We start from the raw sequence: 17,622 nt of genomic DNA, 5'->3' as shown, positions 1-17,622 counted from the left end.
TGCGCCTTCGTCACTTTGAAAGCGACAGATCGCAGAAGTCGTGACATAAGGCGCCGACTTTCCATCAGGCGCCGTTTCCATGATCCGTATAGAAAACATCTCCAAGCAGCTCAGCCACCGCATCCTGTTCATCGAGGCGTCCGCGGCACTCAATCGCGGCGAAAAGATCGGGCTTGTCGGGCCGAATGGTGCTGGCAAGACCTCGTTGTTTCGCATGATCATCGGGCAGGAGCAGCCGGATGAGGGACAGGTTTCGGTCGATAAGGGTGTTTCGATCGGCTATTTCAACCAGGATGTCGGCGAAATGTCGGGACGCTCGGCCGTTGCCGAAGTCATGGATGGGGCAGGGCCGGTCAGTGAGATCGCCGCCGAGCTCAGGGAGCTGGAAGCTGCCATGGTCGATCCTGACCGGATGGACGAGATGGATCAGATCATCGAGCGTTACGGCGAGGTGCAGGCGCGCTACGAGGAACTCGACGGCTACGGGCTCGAAGGCCGCGCGCGCGAGGTTCTGGCGGGCTTGTCGTTTTCCGAGGCGATGATGGACGGCGATGTCGGTGCGCTTTCGGGCGGCTGGAAGATGCGCGTGGCGCTTGCCCGCATTCTCCTGATGCGTCCGGACGTGATGCTGCTCGACGAACCCTCCAACCACCTGGACCTCGAAAGCCTCATCTGGCTCGAGCAGTTTCTCAAGGGCTACGAGGGCGCGCTCCTGATGACCTCGCATGACCGCGAGTTCATGAACCGCATCGTCACCAAGATCATCGAAATCGATGCCGGCCAGCTGAACAGCTATTCGGGCGACTACGGCTTCTACGAGGGGCAGCGGGCGCAGAACGAGAAGCAGCAGCAGGCGCAGTTCGAGCGGCAGCAGGCGATGCTGGCCAAGGAAATCAAGTTCATCGAGCGCTTCAAGGCGCGCGCATCGCACGCCTCCCAGGTGCAGAGCCGGGTCAAGAAGCTCGAGAAGATCGACCGGGTCGAGCCACCGAAGCGCCGTCAGGTCGTCGCTTTCGAATTTCAGCCTGCGCCGCGCTCCGGTGAGGATGTCGTCAGCCTGAAGGGTGTTTCAAAGCGCTATGGCGACAAGGTGATTTATGACGGCTTTGACTTCATGGTCCGCCGTCGGGAGCGCTGGTGCCTGATGGGCATCAATGGCGCCGGCAAGTCGACGCTGCTGAAGCTGGTGGCGGGTGATAGCAAGCCGGATGACGGCACGGTGACGATCGGCGCCAGCGTCAAGATGGGCTATTTCGCCCAGCACGCCATGGATGTGCTTGATGGCGACATGACCATTTTCGAGATGCTCGAGACCACCTTTCCACGGGCGGGCCAGGCGCCGCTTAGGGCGCTGGCCGGTTGCTTCGGCTTTTCCGGCGATGACATCGACAAGCGGATCCGGGTGCTTTCGGGCGGCGAGAAGGCGCGGTTGGTCATGGCCATCATGCTGTTTGATCCGCCGAACCTGCTGGTGCTCGACGAGCCGACCAACCACCTTGATCTCGATACCAAACAGATGCTGATCCAGGCGCTCTCGCAGTATGAGGGTACCATGCTGTTTGTCAGCCACGACCGCCATTTCCTCGGCGCATTGTCGAACCGGGTGCTGGAACTGACGCCGGAAGGCATCTTCCAATATGGCGGCGGCTATACGGAGTATGTCGAGCGCACGGGCCATGAGGCGCCGGGTCTGCGCAGCTGATCGTGAGGCTGTGAATTCAGCTGTTCAACTCACGAGCGCCTGGTCTTCGTGCGGCATCAAAAGTCCTCCAAGCCGGACGACAAGCTTGCGGTCGAAGAGGTGCGGGCGCGCAAACATCCAGTCGAGCGCTTCCTGGGCCGGCCAGCCTGCCTTGTAGGGGCGGGCGGAGGTGAGGGCCTCAAAGACATCGCAGACGGTGCTGATCCTGACTGGCAGGCTCAGCTCGTCGGCTGTGAGGCGCAGCGGGTAGCCTGATCCGTCCAGCACTTCGTGATGCAGCCGGGTGACATCCAGAACCAGTTGCGGGATCTCGTCATACTGCCGGAGCCAATCATAACCGATATCGGGATGGGAGCGTATGATATCCCGCTCTTCCTCCGTCAGCCGACCGGGCTTGTTGAGGATTTCGTCGGGGATCTTCAGTTTGCCAATGTCATGCAGAAGGCCGGCCACGCCGAGCAATGTCGTTTCCTCGTGGTCCAGGCCGCAGATGTCGCCGAGTTGCGTCATCATCGTGGCCACTGCGAGGGAATGGACGTAGGTGCCCTCATCCTTCGTCTTGAGCCGGGTCATCTCCAGCGCGACCGTCGGCGTCGCATGCCACACGTCGGCCATGGTCTGGACGAGTGGACCAAGCTTGTGGAAGTCGGGACGCTCGCCGTCGCTGATCTGGTCGAGATTGGTGCGCAACTCAACCGTTGCGGTCTCGACCTTTTCCTGGACGCGCTCGATGGTCAGCCGACCCTTGGCGATGGCGGGTATGCTGGATGGGCGACCAGTCTGGTCGATGCCGAGCGCCGTGTTGACCAACACGCGTTCGGCCGAGCTCGCCATGATTGCCTGCCGATCGCGTTCCTGCGTCAGCAAGAAGCGGCGTTTGCCAAATTCACTGTGCGGGCACTCCACCAGTTCGATGAACATGCCCTTGCAAATGCGGTCTTTCGGAACGTGAACAAGCAAGACAAGCGCCCCTGAGGTGTAATACCCCTAAATACATCGAGGCAGTCTAATAAACCGGTAAAATCGTTGCCGATGTTTTTTGTATCTTGCGGTTGCACTGGTCTCTCGGCGCTCGGAATTTTAGCGCGGGGCGGGGCATAATTTCGCATGTTGGTGGATTTTCGTTCGCAACCGAACGAGGCTTTTGCGGTCTCGATGGGTCTACACCTCGCGGATCGCTTGCTCCGCATGCGGGAAGCACGCGCTATTCACCAGCCGAAGATGCTGCCCGGATAGAGCAACTGGACCAGGCCTTGGCCAGACCTGTCCGACCTGAGAGATAGGTGACGTTTTGTACCGAAGACATGGGTAACACTTTTCGCTTTTTGCGGGAGGTGTTGATGCCGTGGAGAGAGACTTCGGTCATGGAGGAACGTCTTCGTTTTGTCGCCCGACTGTTGGAGGGATGAGCGAGGTGTGCCGAGATTTCGGCATATCGCGCAAGACTGGCTATAAGATCTTCAATCGCTATAGGCAGGAGGGTCTGGAGGCGTTGACGGATCGGTCGCGCCGTCCGGTGCGCTATGCCAATCAACTACCAGATCAGATTGAGGCGATGATCGTCGCGTCAAAGAGAGACAAGCCGCATTGGGGTGCGCGCAAGATCAGGGAGCTCCTTGTCCGCAAGCTCGCAGGTGATATGCGCATCCCCTCGACCAGCACTGTTCATGCGGTTCTCGATCGCCATGGGCTGGTAGCCCAAGCCCGTAGGCGCCATCGCAACAAGGCCGAGGGCACGGACCTCTCTCATGCGATCACTCCCAACGATCTCTGGTGTGTCGACTTTAAGGGCGAGTTCAAGCTGGGGGACGGACGATACTGTTACCCCTTGACGGTCACCGACCAGGCGTCACGCTATCTTCTTGCCTGCGAAGCCTTTTCGTCGAACAAGGAGCTTCCCGTCATCGAGGCCTTTCGCCGGCTGTTTGCCGAGCGTGGTCTGCCAAACGCAATCCGCAGCGACAACGGCGTGCCCTTCGCCAGCCCGAACGGCCTTTACAATCTGTCAAAGCTCTCCGTTTGGTGGTTGAGGCTGGGCATCGCCATCGAACGTATCAAGCCCGGCCATCCGCAACAGAACGGCCGGCACGAGCGCATGCACCTGACACTGAAGAAGGAAGCCACACGGCCTGCGGGCATGAACATGCTGCAGCAGCAGGCTCGTTTCGACGCCTTCGTCACCGAATTCAATACGGAACGTCCGCACGAGGCACTCGACATGCGGACACCGCACGACATCTACAGCGCCTCGACCCGACCCTACCAGGGCCTGCCGCAGGTCGATTATCCGTTCCACGACAGGGATGTGCTGGTCACCTCATGCGGGCGCATCTGCATGCATCGCAAGAAGATCAACATCTCCGTCGTCATGGCAGGCCAGAAGCTCGGCATCAAGGAAGTCGACGACGGCATTTGGCTCGTCAGCTTCATGCGCTATGATCTAGGATACATCGATCTGGAGCAGAGGACCTTGCAAACCATCGACAACCCGTTCGGCACGAGGTTGTCACCCATGTCTTAGGTACATGATGTTACCTATGTCTTCGGTATGGACAACCGGAAAAATGGCGCACCCGACAGGATTCGAACCTGTGACCTTTGGAATCGGAATCCAACACTCTATCCAGCTGAGCTACGGGTGCTTCCGCGGCGGATCAATTCGCCGTTCCGAGAGCGGTCATAACCTAGTCGCTCGCCCGCTTCAATCGCAAAAACGCAGATCGAGGCGCACTGTCCCCGGTTGGGCTCGATAGGGGTGATCGAGCGCTCCAGAAATGCGGCATTTATTGGTTTAATCCAATAAATTTGATGGGAAACCTGTCACGAGCCTGTCACCGCCCTTGAGTGTGCGGTGCATATAGGTAAAGATCATGCTTTGAAGGGATGGGCATATTTAGTTCATTCTTAGGGGTAAATATAATAAAAGGCGCATAAATGCGTGATGCTGGGACTGATCAATTGCAGCCGATGGAGTCGAAACTCGACTTCTCGGCCATGGACGACGCCGTCGGCTATCGACTGCGACGTGCGCAGCTTGCTGTATTTCAACACTTTAATGAAGCTTTTTCATCCAAGGGGTTGCGGCCGACAGATTTTGCCGTGCTTCTGCTTTTGACCCGCAATGAAGGGGCAAAGCAGAGCGAGGTCGCCGAAGCGCTGGGCATTCAGCGCGCGAATTTCGTCGCAATCGTGGATGGCCTGGAAAACAAGGGGTTCATCGAGCGGCGCAAATCCGAGACCGACCGCCGCGTGCAGTCGCTTTACATGACGCCGGCTGGTGAGGCCTATCTTTCCGAACTCATGCCGATCTGGCTCGATCACGAGCGCTGGGTGCTGGAGCAGCTGGGGGGCGTTGGCGAGCGCGATACCGTCAATACGCTGCTGCAGCGGCTTTACGACTGACGACGGTCCTGCGACACGGGTATCGTGCAGGATTGCAGGCGTCTCGCCCTGATCGCATCATCGATCAGCAGGTTGGCGATCTTCATGCGGGTGGTTGCCGCATCGGCAAAGCGCAGGTCGACACGGTCGGGGTGGTTTTCCCGGGCAAAGATCCGGCGCTTTTCCATCAGCGTATCGCTGTCGTCATCGGCTGAGATGGCAAGATCGGCGCCGATTTCCTCGGGCGAGAGCCGGTTGATCCAGATTGGCGGTGTCGGGACTATCTCTGCTGCGGCAGGCGGCGGCTCGGGCTTGAAATCCTCCATGATCTCCAGATAGGCATCGGCGCTTCTGCTTGCGCTGTCCGTGGACGCTGCTGCGGGGCGCGCGGCGACGAATCCTGCGCCAAACCCCCGGATGCGGAAATCCGTGCCGGTCTGATCGACGGCCTCTTCGGCGCTCTCCGCCTCATGCAACAAGCGATCCACCACGGACTGGAACAGGGATCTTCCAAACAACACCATCTGTCTCCGAACATGCAAGGCTGCAAGCGGAGTGCAGCATAGTTGCATGGTGTCGGGCTTGCGTGCCTGCCTTGAAGGAGGCCTGGGGCTCAGTTCTGGGACTGGCTCTGGCTCTGGCTTTGACCGACCGGCTCTACCGTCAGGGTGACGCTGAGGTTTTCGCCGGCCGGCCCAAGCCGCAGACCCGATACGGGGGCGGCGTCGGCATAACACAGGCCTGAGGCAAGCCGGACATACCGTTCATCCGGGCAATGTCTGTTGGCAGCATCGAAACCGACCCAGCCCAGACCCTGCAAATGCACCTCCGCCCAGGCATGGCTGGCTGATTGTTCGATGCTGTCATCCATCATCAGATATCCCGAGACATAGCGGGCCGGCAGACCCATATGGCGGGCAGCGGAAATCATCGCATGGGTGTGATCCTGACAAACCCCGGCACCGGCTTCGAGTGCTTCTTCGGCCGTCGTCTCCGTGCCGGTCGCGCCAGGTTCGTAGCGGATCAGGCCGTTGAGCTTCTCCATCATGTCGTGCATGCGGGCCAGATCGCTGTCGCCCTCAAGGCTTTCCACCAGCGCGGTGATGCGTGGTCCGGCCAGCGTGCGCGGGCTTGCGCGCAGATAAAGCCAGAGCGGTACAAACCCCTGATGCGGGCCGAACACGCCCGCACGATCCTCCGTCTCGACCTCGCCGGAGGCGACGATGTGCACGCGATGGCTTTCGCCTTCCATGGAGACCAGATGGGTCTGGTTGCCGAACTGATCGGCATAACCGGCCTCAACCTTGGCGCCATCGACCTCGATCGACCACTGGCGCACCGTTTGCCCTGGCCCCGTTTGTGGCGTCAGGCGCAGGCGCTGCAGCGAATAATGCACCGGGTCATCATAGCGATAGTCTGTGGTGTGGGTGATCCGCAAACGCATGGCGCCAGTCCTGCTTAACTGTAGAAACGGTAGCCTTCGGTGATTTCACTGCCCAACCGGTTGTTGCGGGCAATGAAGTCGTCCAGGAATTCGTGCAGGCCCTGATCCATGATCTTCTCGATCGTGGTGGATTTCAGCAAGGCCAACGTGGCATCCGCCGTTTCATGCGCGTCGAGCCGTTCGCCATAATCCTTGCCGATATAGGCGAGGTTGGAGGCGATCTTTTCGCAGCAATAGGCGAGCGATCGCGGCATCTGGCCGTTGAGGATGAGAAAATCCGCAATGTTGGCGGCGCGGTACTCGCCGTCATAGGTCCAGCGATAGGAGCGATGGGCCGAGACCGAGCGCAGGATCGATTCCCACTGCATGTTGTCGAGCGAGGAGCCGACATGGGTGATCGCCGGCAAGAGCACGTAATACTTCACGTCAAGGATGCGGCTGGTATTGTCGGCGCGCTCGATGAAGGTGCCGATGCGGGCAAAGTTGTAGATCTCGTTGCGCAGCATGGAGCCGTGAAAGGCGCCGCGGATGAGGCCGGCCCGGCGTTTGACTGTGTCGATGACCTCCGGCAGATCGGAGGATTTGAGCTTGCCCGTGAGGATCTGTTTGAGCTCGATCCAGCATTCGTTGGTCGCTTCCCAGGTTTCCCGCGTCAAAGCGGTTCGCACCATACGGGCATTATTGCGCCCCGCGTCGATGCAGGACATGACGCTCGAAGGGTTGGCGGGATCGCGCAGCAGAAAATCGATGGCATCGCTTGAGGTGAGCTTGCCGCAGTGTTCGGCATAGAGTGCGCGCACATCCGCACTCTGCAAGACGGCGTCCCAGTCGTCATCAGAGGCGCCGGAGCGGGTCAGCGACATGCGAAGCCCCGCATCGACGAGGCGCGCGATGTTTTCCGCCCGCTCGATGTAGCGGAACATCCAGTAGAGGCCGTTGGCGGTTCTTCCGAGCATCACCATCCTCAATCCTCCAATACCCAGGTGTCCTTGGTGCCGCCGCCCTGGCTGGAATTGACCACGAGCGACCCTTCTTTCAGGGCGACACGCGTCAAACCACCGGGAATGATCTGCACCTTGTCGGAGACGAGGACGTAAGGGCGAAGGTCGACATGGCGGGGTGCGATCCCCTTGTCGACGAGGATCGGCACGGTCGAAAGCGACAGTGTCGGCTGGGCGATGTAGTTGGAGGGGCGGGCTTTCAGCTTTTCGGCGAAATCGGCGCATTCCTGCTTTGTCGCGGTCGGGCCGACCAGCATGCCGTATCCGCCGGAGCCGTGCACCTCCTTGACCACGAGTTCGCTCAGGTGTTCGAGCACGTATTTCAGGCTGTCGGCTTCCGAGCAGCGCCAGGTCGGCACGTTTTCGAGGATTGCCTTGCGACCGGTGTAGAACTCCACGATCTCCGGCATGTAGGAGTAGATCGCCTTGTCGTCCGAAATGCCGGTGCCGGGCGCATTGGCGATGGTGATGTTGCCGGCGCGGTAGACATCCATGATGCCGGGCACGCCGAGGCAGCTGTCGGGCCGGAATGTCAGCGGATCGAGGAAGTCGTCGTCAACGCGGCGATAGAGCACGTCGATCGCCTCGTAGCCGCGCGTCGTGCGCATCTTCACCTTGCCGTCGATGACGCGCAGATCCGAACCTTCGACAAGTTCCACACCCATCATGTCGGCAAGGAAAGAGTGCTCGTAATAGGCGGAATTGTAGATGCCGGGGGTGAGCACCGCCACGCGCGGCTTGCCCTTGCAGCCAGGAGGCGCCAGCGAGGCGAGCGACTGGCGCAAGAGATGCGGATAGTCTTCGACACGCTGCACCTTGTTGAGCTGGAAGAGCTCCGGAAACATCTGCATCATGGTTTCCCGGTTCTCCAGCATGTAGGAGACGCCGGAGGGGGTGCGGGCATTGTCTTCGAGCACGTAGAACTGGTCTTCGCCGGTTCTCACAATGTCGGTGCCGACGATATGGGTGTAGACGCCGCCCGGCGGCCGGAAGCCGATCATTTCAGGAAGGAATGCCTCATTGTTTTCAATGAGTTCGCGCGGGATCCTGCCAGCCTTGATGATTTCCTGCTTGTGATAGATGTCGTCAAGAAAGGCGTTGAGTGCCAGAACACGCTGTTCGATGCCCTGCGCGAGCTTGCGCCACTCCCGGCCCGATATGATGCGCGGGATGATGTCGAAGGGGATGAGCTTTTCGGAGGAGTCTTCGTGGCCGTAGACGGCAAAGGTGATTCCCGTCTTGCGGAAGATGTTTTCCGCGTCGCGCGACTTGTTGAGAAGTCTCGCCGGATCCTGGCTGGAATACCAGTTGTGGTAGGTCTGATATGGTCCTCGCGGCGTCTCTCCCGCCGTGATCATCTCATCGAATGCCAATGGCGCCGTCCCCTTTTTTTCCCATTTGAGTACAACCATTTGCGCAATGCAAGCCGCTGATTGGCCGGCATGTCAGAAAGTGCTGACAAAGCCTGCGCTTAAAAGCGCGGCAATCGCACAGACTTTGGGCGGTTCTTCGGAGAGTTGTAGGGCGGCCATGTCTTCTTGCCCGCTCTGTCGGCGTTTGCCGTCATATGGGGCCGCCCGATCTGCCTAATCTTTGGGCGAATTTTGTGATGATTTTTTCTGACGTCTTCAGGCTCAACGGATTTCAATGAAGCGATCAGCAAATCTGCTTTGACCTGGCGGGCAGCAGGGCCTACCGAGCTTTGCCCGCGCTTCGATTTTGACGTTGTGGCGGGACATAATTGAAAGATCGTCAATGACCCTTACCCGGCTTGCGCCCGCCCTTTTTGTGCTTCTCTGGTCCACCGGCTGGGTATCTGCCAAGTATGCAGCAGTCTATGCGGATCCCCTAACGTTCCTGGTCATTCGCTATCTGTCGGCGGTGATCCTGTTTTATGCCGTGTGCCGCTTTGCCGGTGTGGCGTGGCCAAAGACGAAAAGCGGCTGGTGGCATGCGATTGTCTCCGGCGTTTTCCTGCACGGGCTTTATCTCGGGCTCGTCTGGTGGGCGATCGGGCAGGGCGTTCCAGCGGCCCTTTCAGGCATCATTGCCGGCCTCCAACCGCTGATGACGGCCGTGGCTGCAGGCCTCATCGTCGGTGAGCGCTTGAGCGGGGTCCAGCGCCTCGGCCTTGCGCTGGGCTTTGTCGGAATTGCGGTTGCCGTGCTGCCCAATGTGCTGGCACTCGATGCCGTCAGCATTCCGGGCTATGCCGTGGCCGTGAACGTGGTCGCCATGGTCTTCGTCACGGCCGGCACGATCTATCAGAAGCGCTTTCTCAAACACGGCGATCTGCGGGCGGTGGCCACGCTGCAATATGTCGGTGCGCTTGCCGTCACCTTGCCGGCTGCTTTCCTGCTTGAGGATATGCATGTCGACTGGGAGATCGGTTTCTTCGCCGTGCTCGTCTGGTCGGTTCTCGGGATTTCGATGGGCGCGGTTGCCCTTCTCCTGCACCTGGTGCGGCAGGGGGAGGTCTCGAAGGCAGCCTCCCTGATCTATCTGGTTCCACCCCTGGCCGCGATCGAGGCAGCACTTTTCTTTGGCGAAGACCTGACACTGCCGATGATCGTTGGAACCCTGATCGTGATGATCGGCGTCTATCTGACAAACCGCAGGACAAAAGCGGACAAGGACTGATCGGGCAGGGGATCAGGGCGTCAGTGAGCCTGTCGCTTCGATAGCGTCCTGTCTCTGGCCGGATTGGGCGAGCCTTCGTCGGTCATCCGCCATCAGGGCAAGCGCCTTGCTGTAGGTGACGCAAGCGACATCCGGCAGGTGGCAGACGTCTGCCGCCAGCCGTTCCATCGCGGCCCAATAGGCGCCGCCGTTCATCTCGACAAAATGCAGGCCGATCTGCAGCGGCACGCGGTCGCCATGATATTGTGCGTCGAAGGCAGCACGGAAGGCCTTGTAGCTGCGTTCGGTGAAATCCGCCGCCTTGCTCGGATGATCGATGCCGGCGGAATGGCGAATGAAGAGATTGTAGTCCATTGCGATGATCTTGCGGTCGCTCGGGCCCTCGGGGATGAGCGGAAGGCCGAAGCGATAAAGGCCCTTCTTCTCCTTCGGCGGCAGCGGCGCATCGGTGACCGTGCTGGCATCGAAGCGATATCCATGTGCCTTCTGCGCGGCAAAAAGGCTGTCGGGCGCTGAGAGATACGGTGCGCGGAAGCCGGAAATGTCGTTGCGCACGAAGTCGGACCAGCCTTCAGGTTCCTGGTCGGCAAGGCCATTGTCCTTCCAGGCGTCCCGCATGACGCGGTCGAATGTCTTGAATTCCGTCAGCCACTCCTCGCGAGACCATTCCTTGCCGTCGAAGTGGCCGCAGGTATGGTTGGCGATCTCATGGCCTTCGTTTCGCGCCGCCCAGATGTGATCGAGGCGGGTTGCGACATCCTCGACCGTTGGCGCAAAACCGATATTGGAGCGCCCCGCCTTCATTCCCGGCGCTTTGTAGTCTGCCGCGCGCTCGCGCGGGATCAGCGTCGCGCAGGAAAGGAAATAGGTGAAGTCGATATTGCTGCGGCGGGCGAAATCCCGGCTGCGTTGCCAGAGCCGGTTGTCGAGGGCGCCATCGAATGAAATGAGGATGATCTGCCGTGGCTTGGCGGCAGCCTTGCCGTCACCATTTGCTTCTGCAGCCGCAGGCAGGCTGGTGCCATGAAGGGCAAGAGCCCCCAGCAGAAGGGCGACAATACGCTTGACCATGAAATCAGTCCCCACTCAACGTCGCGGCGTTCTGTGTCATTGAAATGCGGCGAAGCTTTGAACATGCTGGCAATTCCCGGCTGTCGGCAGTAAGGCTGGCGCATATTCCCTTGAAAGGTCTCGATAATGGCACTTCTGCTTCTTGGCATTGTTCTGTTTCTCGCGGTGCATCTCATTCGCGTCGTCGCGCCCGGCTTTCGCAACACCATGATTGCCCGTCTCGGCGAAACGGGCTGGAGAGGCCTGCACTCGGTCCTCAGCATTCTGACGCTCGCCCTGCTCATCTGGGGGTATGCGACCGCGCCCTATGTCAATCTGTGGTTCCCGCCTCTCGGCATGAACCATCTCACATTGACCTTGATGCTGCCGGCCATGATCATTCTCTGTTCAGGCTTCCTGCCGGCCGGTCACATTGCAGCGAAGACCAAGCATCCCATCGTTCTGTCGATCAAGATCTGGGCTCTTGCGCATCTTCTTGCCAATGGCGATCTCGCCTCCGTCCTTCTCTTCGTGTCGCTGCTGGCCTACGGCGTCGTGCTGCGCATCAACTACAAGCGACGTCTGCAAGCCGGCGAAATCCAGCCGAAAGTCTTCGTCTCAGCGAAATGGGATCTGGCTGCCATCGCGCTTGGCCTTCTCAGCTGGGTCCTGATCACCTTCTGGCTTCACGCGCTTCTGATCGGCGTTTCGCCGCTTCCGATGTGAGGCTTAAGGATTTTGGCGGATTTCCGCTTACAAACCTGCGAAAATCCGCTAGAAGCCGGCAATCAAAGACACTGCATGCCAATTGGAGCCGGACGCCTGTTCCGGAAATGTGAATGGTTGACCAGAACGACAGCTTTATCCGCGAAGTCAATGAGGAGCTCCGCTCCGATCAGGTGCGCAATGCCTGGAAGCGCTACAGCCGCTTCATCATTGCCTTCGCCGTGCTGATCATTCTCGGTACGGCGGGCCATCGTCTGTGGAACCATTGGGACACCACCCAGGCCTCTGACGCCGGCGACAAGTTCATTGCCGCCCTGACGCTCGCCGAGCAGGGCAAGCGCGATGAGGCGGAAGCCGCCTTGAAGGTTCTGGAGCAGGATGGCTACGGCGCCTATGACATCCTCGCCCGCTTCCGGATCGCCGCCCTGCAGGCGGAAAAGGGCGAGCTTGCTGCAGCGGTCGAAGCCTTCCGCGGCATTGCTGCCGATACGTCTGTTCCTGAGGCCGTGCGGGATGCCGCCAAGCAGCGGGCCGCCTGGATCCTGGTCGATACCGGCACCTATGACGAGATTTCCGCTCTCGTGGAAGTCATGGCGACGCCGACGCATTCCATGCGCCACAGCGCCCGCGAAGTGCTTGGCCTTGCCGCCTACAAGGCGGGCGACATGACGCGTGCGCGCGAGTGGCTTGAGCAGATCACCGAAGACACCGAGACGCCGCGCAATGTCGGCAGCCGCGCCCAGATGCTGCTCGACAACATCACGGCATCCGGCAAGGCGTCGTAAAGACAACACGGCCAAAAGGGTCAGAAGGCTAGTTTCCATGAGTTTCACAGTCGCCATCGTCGGTCGCCCGAATGTCGGCAAGTCCACGCTTTTCAACCGTCTGGTGGGGAAGAAGCTGGCGCTTGTCGACGATACGCCGGGCGTCACCCGTGACCGCCGTCCGGGCGAGGCCAAGCTCGTGGACCTGCGCTTCACCATCATCGACACGGCTGGCCTGGAAGAGGCCGGCCCGGACACGCTTGAAGGCCGCATGCGCGCCCAGACGGAAGCCGCCATCGACGAGGCTGACCTCTCGCTGTTCGTTGTCGACGCCAAATACGGCCTGACTCAGATCGACCAGTCGCTTGCCGAAATGCTGCGTCGCCGCGGCAAGCCTGTTGTTCTGGTTGCCAACAAGTCGGAAGCCCGCGGTTCGGATGCTGGCTTCTACGACGCCTATACGCTGGGCCTCGGCGAACCGGTGCCGATCTCCGCTGAACACGGCCAGGGCATGATCGACCTGCGCGATGCGATCGTCGAGGCGTTGGGCGAAGAACGCGCGTTTCCTGAACCCGACGATGTCGCCGAAACCGATATTGTCCTGCGCGACGATGACGAATTCGAAGACGAGGATTTCGAGCCGGAATACGACGACAGCAAGCCGCTGCGCGTGGCGATTGTCGGTCGCCCGAATGCCGGCAAGTCGACACTGATCAACCGCTTTCTGGGTGAAGACCGTCTGCTGACGGGTCCGGAAGCGGGCATCACGCGCGACAGCATTTCGGTCGAATGGGATTGGCGCGGCCGCACCATCAAGATGTTCGACACGGCCGGCATGCGCCGCAAGGCGCGCGTGCAGGAAAAGCTCGAAAAGCTCTCGGTCGCCGACACGCTTCGGGCTATCCGCTTTGCCGAAACCGTTGTCATCGTCTTCGATGCCACCATTCCCTTCGAGAAACAGGATATCCAGATCGTCGATCTTTGCCTGCGCGAAGGCCGGGCTGCCGTGCTTGCCTTCAACAAGTGGGATCTCGTGGAAGATCAGCAGGCGGTGCTTGCGGACCTGCGTGAAAAGACCGAACGGCTCCTGCCGCAGGCGCGCGGCATTCGCGCCGTGCCGATTTCCGGCCAGACCGGTTACGCTCTCGACAAGCTGATGCAGAACATCATCGACACCGACAAGGTGTGGAACAAGCGTATCTCGACTTCGAAGCTCAACCGCTGGCTCGATTCCGTCACCACGCAGCATCCGCCGCCGGCGGTGTCCGGGCGTCGCCTGAAGCTGAAATACATGACGCAGGTCAAGGCCCGCCCGCCGGCCTTCATGATTTCCTGCACGCGGCCCGATGCCCTGCCGGAAAGCTATATCCGTTATCTGACCAATGGTCTGCGCGCCGATTTCGACATGCCGGGCGTGCCGATCCGCATCCATCTCAAGGCGGGCGACAATCCGTTCGAGGGCCGCAAGAAGAAGCGATAATCGCTGACATCAGGCGCAAGACCCGGCTATTCGGCAGCCGGGTTTCCACGAATATTGGCCTCGGTCGGGCGTATGCCGAACCGTTGCCGCAAGCCCCGCCGACGGCGCTGCTCCCTGGCTTCCACGACATTGTCGAAGAACTGTTGTGTCGCCGCTTCCCAGGAATAGGTCTCGGCCAGCCGACGCGCTGATGTCCGCGATGCATTTAGGGCGGTGAGGCACGCTTGTCGCAGGTCGTGGTGCAGCGCGCCAGCGTCGGAGCCCTGGGGAATGATGTCTGCCGGACCGGTGACAGGATGCGCTGCGACCGGAACGCCAGAGGCGAGCGCCTCGAGAATGGTATTTCCGAACGTGTCTGTCTTCGACGGAAAGACGAAGACATCGGCCTCGGCATAGGTCGCGGCCAGATCCTCGCCATGCTTCATGCCGGTGAACAGTACATCCGGATAGCGCGCCTGCAATTCCTCGCGCGCAGGGCCGTCGCCGACAACCACCTTCGTGCCGGGGAGGTCGAGGTCGAGAAAGGCGGGAAGGTTCTTTTCGACCGCCACACGGCCGACGGTCATGAAGATCGGGCGCGTGAGACCGAATGGCTTTGCTGTCTTTTCCCGGGGGCGAAAGAGTGTCGTGTCGATGCCGCGGCTCCACAGGCTCAAATTCTTGATGCCCTTGGCCTGGAGTTCCCGGCGCAGGCTTTCGGTTGCCACCATGCAGGCCCCGCCGCGATTGTGGAACCAGCGCACGAAGGCGTAGAGCCAGGTCAGCGGGACGGGGATGCGGGCTGCGACATATTCGGGGAAGCGCGTGTGGTAGCTGGTCGAAAAAGGCTGCCCGTTTCGCAGGCACCAGCGCCGCGCCATCAGTCCCAGAGGTCCTTCGGTTGCGATGTGGACATAGTCCGGCTTCTCGGCCTCGATCATCCGACCCACCTCACCGGGCCAGGCCAGCGACAGGCGGATTTCGGGGTAGGTCGGCATGGGAACGCTGGCGAAAGGCTCCGGCGTGATCATCGAGACGTCGACGCCAATTTTCGCCAATTCTCGGTTTGTCGTTTCAATGGAACGGACAACGCCGTTCACCTGCGGATGCCAGGCATCGGTGACGATGGTGAGTTTCGGCATGCTGCGCCGCCCTTCTCCGAAGCGCCGCGATTTTTCGGCGATTCCGCTGCAAAATGGCTCTTTGGTGGTTATGCGGCGGGAACATTACAGCTTGATGTCAGTCTCTCCTTGCGAACCGGTTTGACAATTGCGCGCCAAGGCGTTTGGCTTGCCGGTGCCCGCCCTTAACCGCCTCCCGAGACCAGCCGAAGGACGACAGCATGACCAAATCGCCTGCGACATCCGCCACATCGAAGAACCCCGACTGGTGGCGTGGGGCCGTCATCTACCAGGTCTATCCCCGGTCCTTCCAGGATACGAGCGGCGACGGCATTGGTGACATCAAGGGCATCATCGAGCGGCTGCCTTATATTGCGTCGCTCGGTGTCGATGCGATCTGGCTTTCGCCCTTCTTCACCTCGCCGCAGGCGGATATGGGCTATGATGTCTCCGACTACTGCGATGTCGATCCCATGTTCGGCACACTTGCCGATTTCGACGTCATGATGGAAAGGGCTCACGCACTCGGGCTGAAGGTGATCATCGATCAGGTGATCTCGCACACGTCCGACCAGCATCCTTGGTTCAAGGAAAGCCGCACGAGCCGGGACAATCCGAAGGCCGACTGGTTTGTCTGGGCGGCAGCCAAGCCGGACGGCACAGCACCCAACAACTGGCTGTCTGTCTTTGGCGGGCCGGCCTGGGAGTGGGACGGGGTGCGCAAGCAGTATTACATGCACAATTTCCTCACCTCGCAGCCGGACCTCAATTTCCACAATCGCGATGTGCAGGATGCCGTGCTGGATAGCGTCCGCTTCTGGCTCGATCGTGGTGTCGATGGCTTCCGGCTGGACACGGTGAACTACTATTTCCATGACGAGGAACTGCGAGACAATCCACCGCATGTGCCTGATAGCGAGGACGCCGGCCTCGATGCGCCCGACGTCAATCCCTATGGCATGCAGAGCCATCTCTACGACAAGACGCAGCCGGAAAACGTGGAATTCCTCAAACGCTTTCGGGCGCTTATGGACGAATACCCCGATCGCACGACGGTCGGCGAGGTGGGGGACGGCGCACGCTCGCTGAAGACGGTGGCGTCTTACACCTCCGGCGGCGACAAGCTGCACATGTGCTATACCTTCGATCTGCTCGGTCCGGATTTCACCCCCAATCACATTCGCCATTGCGTCCAGTCCTTCCATCGACATGTGGCCGACGGCTGGGTGTGCTGGGCCTTCTCGAACCATGACGTGCACCGTCATGTCAGTCGCTTTGCGCACAATGCCGCCGAGCAGGCGGCGGTCGCCAAGATTGCCATCTCGGTGCTGGCGAGCCTGCGCGGCTCAATCTGCCTCTATCAGGGCGAAGAGCTCGGCCTGCCGGAGGCGGATCTCGCCTTTGAGGATTTGCGCGACCCCTATGGCATCCGCTTCTGGCCGGCCTTCAAGGGCCGCGACGGATGCCGCACACCGATGGTCTGGGAAGCGGATGCGCCGCAGGCGGGGTTCTCCACGGCAAAACCCTGGCTGCCGGTGCCGGGGGAGCATGTCCCTCTGTCCGTCGATGTCCAGGAGGCTGACCCGCAGTCGGTTCTTGCACATTACCGCGCCGTGCTTGCCTTCCGCAAAGCCTATCCGGCTCTTCTCAGTGGCGACATGGACTTCCTCGAAACGAATGAGGATGTTCTTGCCTTCACCCGAACCCTGGGGGAGGAGCGTTTTCTTTTCGTGTTCAATTTGCGGCGCGGTCCGCAGGAGATCAGGCTACCGCAGAAGCTTGCCATAAGGGACACAGTGCCCATGCCGGGGCTTGAAGGCAGGCTTGTCGATGGCGAGATTCATATCGGCCCATTGAACGGCTTCTGTGCGAGGTTCTGAGGATGAAACATCTCGTGCGCAGAGCCGATGTTCGCGATCTGGAGGCATGGGTAGAGCTCCGGCACAGGCTGTGGCCCAGTCTCTCCTTGGATGGTCACCGCGACGAGGTTGCGGACGCTCTCACGCAGCCCGACCGGTTCGCGGCATTCGTCTGCGTGTCGCCTGGTGGTGTGTTGTCCGGTTTTGCCGAGGCAAGCCTCCGCTCGGACCATGTCAACGGCTGCACCACATCGCCGGTTGCCTTTCTCGAAGGCATTTTTGTTGAGCCCGAACACCGGCGCTTCGGGGTGGCGTCAGCCCTCGTCGGCGCGGTGTGCGACTGGGCCGTCGCACGAGGTGTCACAGAAATCGCCTCCGATGCTGCTGCCGACAATGACACCTCGCATGCGCTGCACGCTGCTCTCGGCTTTGAGGAAACGGAGAGGGTGGTCTACTTTCGCAAGTCGCTCTGACC

At 60.4% G+C, this 17,622-nt stretch carries 15 protein-coding genes, 1 tRNA gene and 1 pseudogene; 9 read left to right on the top strand and 8 right to left on the bottom strand.

Translation table 11 applies throughout. From position 1 onward, the window contains the following. Positions 1-79: 79 nt before the first annotated feature. A complete protein-coding gene (locus FAA97_RS15115; protein ID WP_136599399.1) occupies positions 80-1,702 on the top strand; it encodes an ABC-F family ATP-binding cassette domain-containing protein in 1,623 nt (540 codons plus the stop codon). A gap of 24 nt (positions 1,703-1,726) precedes the next feature. Here the strand turns inward: FAA97_RS15115 and FAA97_RS15110 are convergent, their stop codons facing one another. After that, on the bottom strand, positions 1,727-2,662 hold the full coding sequence (locus tag FAA97_RS15110; protein ID WP_136599398.1) for an HD-GYP domain-containing protein: 936 nt from the start codon (positions 2,660-2,662) through the stop codon (positions 1,727-1,729). A 380-nt stretch (positions 2,663-3,042) separates the two neighbouring features. Here FAA97_RS15110 and FAA97_RS15105 point away from each other — a divergent pair. Further along, positions 3,043-4,223, top strand: a pseudogene (locus FAA97_RS15105) (IS481 family transposase). Positions 4,224-4,267: 44 nt separating this feature from the next. Here the strand turns inward: FAA97_RS15105 and FAA97_RS15100 are convergent. Next, positions 4,268-4,344 (bottom strand) — tRNA-Arg (locus FAA97_RS15100). 292 nt (positions 4,345-4,636) lie between these two features. Here FAA97_RS15100 and FAA97_RS15095 point away from each other — a divergent pair. Continuing rightward, positions 4,637-5,104, top strand: coding sequence for a MarR family winged helix-turn-helix transcriptional regulator (locus FAA97_RS15095; protein ID WP_246041508.1), 468 nt, complete (start codon positions 4,637-4,639; stop codon positions 5,102-5,104). Here the strand turns inward: FAA97_RS15095 and FAA97_RS15090 are convergent. From FAA97_RS15090 to FAA97_RS15075, 4 genes are all read right to left on the bottom strand, one after another. After that, positions 5,095-5,607 (bottom strand): hypothetical protein, encoded by a 513-nt coding sequence (locus tag FAA97_RS15090; protein WP_246041506.1) that lies wholly within the window; start codon positions 5,605-5,607, stop codon positions 5,095-5,097. The genes FAA97_RS15095 and FAA97_RS15090 overlap by 10 nt on opposite strands. Positions 5,608-5,696: 89 nt before the next feature. Further along, positions 5,697-6,527 (bottom strand): transglutaminase family protein, encoded by an 831-nt coding sequence (locus FAA97_RS15085; protein ID WP_136599395.1) that lies wholly within the window; start codon positions 6,525-6,527, stop codon positions 5,697-5,699. A 14-nt stretch (positions 6,528-6,541) separates the two neighbouring features. After that, positions 6,542-7,483: an alpha-E domain-containing protein gene (locus FAA97_RS15080; RefSeq protein WP_136599688.1), complete on the bottom strand. Its 942-nt coding sequence runs from the start codon at positions 7,481-7,483 to the stop codon at positions 6,542-6,544. A gap of 8 nt (positions 7,484-7,491) precedes the next feature. After that, a complete protein-coding gene (locus FAA97_RS15075) occupies positions 7,492-8,901 on the bottom strand; it encodes a circularly permuted type 2 ATP-grasp protein (protein WP_136599394.1) in 1,410 nt (469 codons plus the stop codon). A 382-nt stretch (positions 8,902-9,283) separates the two neighbouring features. Here FAA97_RS15075 and FAA97_RS15070 point away from each other — a divergent pair, with 382 nt between their 5' ends. Beyond that, complete coding sequence (locus FAA97_RS15070) at positions 9,284-10,168, top strand: DMT family transporter (protein WP_136599393.1); 885 nt, start codon at positions 9,284-9,286, stop codon at positions 10,166-10,168. Between the two features lie 12 nt (positions 10,169-10,180). On the opposite strand, the gene FAA97_RS15065 is transcribed toward FAA97_RS15070, so the two are convergent. Then, positions 10,181-11,239 carry a polysaccharide deacetylase family protein gene (locus FAA97_RS15065; RefSeq protein ID WP_136599392.1) on the bottom strand — a complete coding sequence of 353 codons (1,059 nt, stop codon included), beginning with the start codon at positions 11,237-11,239 and terminating at the stop codon, positions 10,181-10,183. Between the two features lie 126 nt (positions 11,240-11,365). Between FAA97_RS15065 and FAA97_RS15060 the strand changes: the two genes are divergently transcribed. From FAA97_RS15060 to der, 3 genes are all read left to right on the top strand, one after another. Next, positions 11,366-11,944 (top strand): NnrU family protein, encoded by a 579-nt coding sequence (locus FAA97_RS15060; protein WP_136599391.1) that lies wholly within the window; start codon positions 11,366-11,368, stop codon positions 11,942-11,944. 113 nt (positions 11,945-12,057) lie between these two features. Next, positions 12,058-12,729, top strand: a complete 672-nt coding sequence (locus tag FAA97_RS15055; RefSeq protein ID WP_136599390.1) for a tetratricopeptide repeat protein — start codon at positions 12,058-12,060, stop codon at positions 12,727-12,729. Between the two features lie 37 nt (positions 12,730-12,766). Then, a complete protein-coding gene (der, locus tag FAA97_RS15050) occupies positions 12,767-14,188 on the top strand; it encodes a ribosome biogenesis GTPase Der (protein WP_136599389.1) in 1,422 nt (473 codons plus the stop codon). A gap of 26 nt (positions 14,189-14,214) precedes the next feature. On the opposite strand, the gene FAA97_RS15045 is transcribed toward der, so the two are convergent. Further along, positions 14,215-15,309, bottom strand: coding sequence for a glycosyltransferase family 4 protein (locus FAA97_RS15045; protein WP_136599388.1), 1,095 nt, complete (start codon positions 15,307-15,309; stop codon positions 14,215-14,217). 200 nt (positions 15,310-15,509) lie between these two features. Here FAA97_RS15045 and bglA point away from each other — a divergent pair, with 200 nt between their 5' ends. Together bglA and aac(6') are read left to right on the top strand one after the other, a co-directional pair. Next, positions 15,510-17,168 (top strand): beta-galactosidase BglA, encoded by a 1,659-nt coding sequence (gene bglA, locus FAA97_RS15040; RefSeq protein WP_136599387.1) that lies wholly within the window; start codon positions 15,510-15,512, stop codon positions 17,166-17,168. Positions 17,169-17,170: 2 nt separating this feature from the next. Then, the gene (gene aac(6') / locus FAA97_RS15035) at positions 17,171-17,620 is read left to right on the top strand and encodes an aminoglycoside 6'-N-acetyltransferase (RefSeq protein ID WP_136599386.1); all 450 of its coding nucleotides are present in this window, start codon (positions 17,171-17,173) and stop codon (positions 17,618-17,620) included. Positions 17,621-17,622: the final 2 nt, after the last annotated feature.

The organism is Peteryoungia ipomoeae (assembly GCF_004912165.1).
In the GTDB taxonomy this organism is placed as follows: Bacteria; Pseudomonadota; Alphaproteobacteria; order Rhizobiales; family Rhizobiaceae; genus Allorhizobium; species Allorhizobium ipomoeae.
This window is presented reverse-complemented; position numbering and strand designations above follow the sequence as displayed.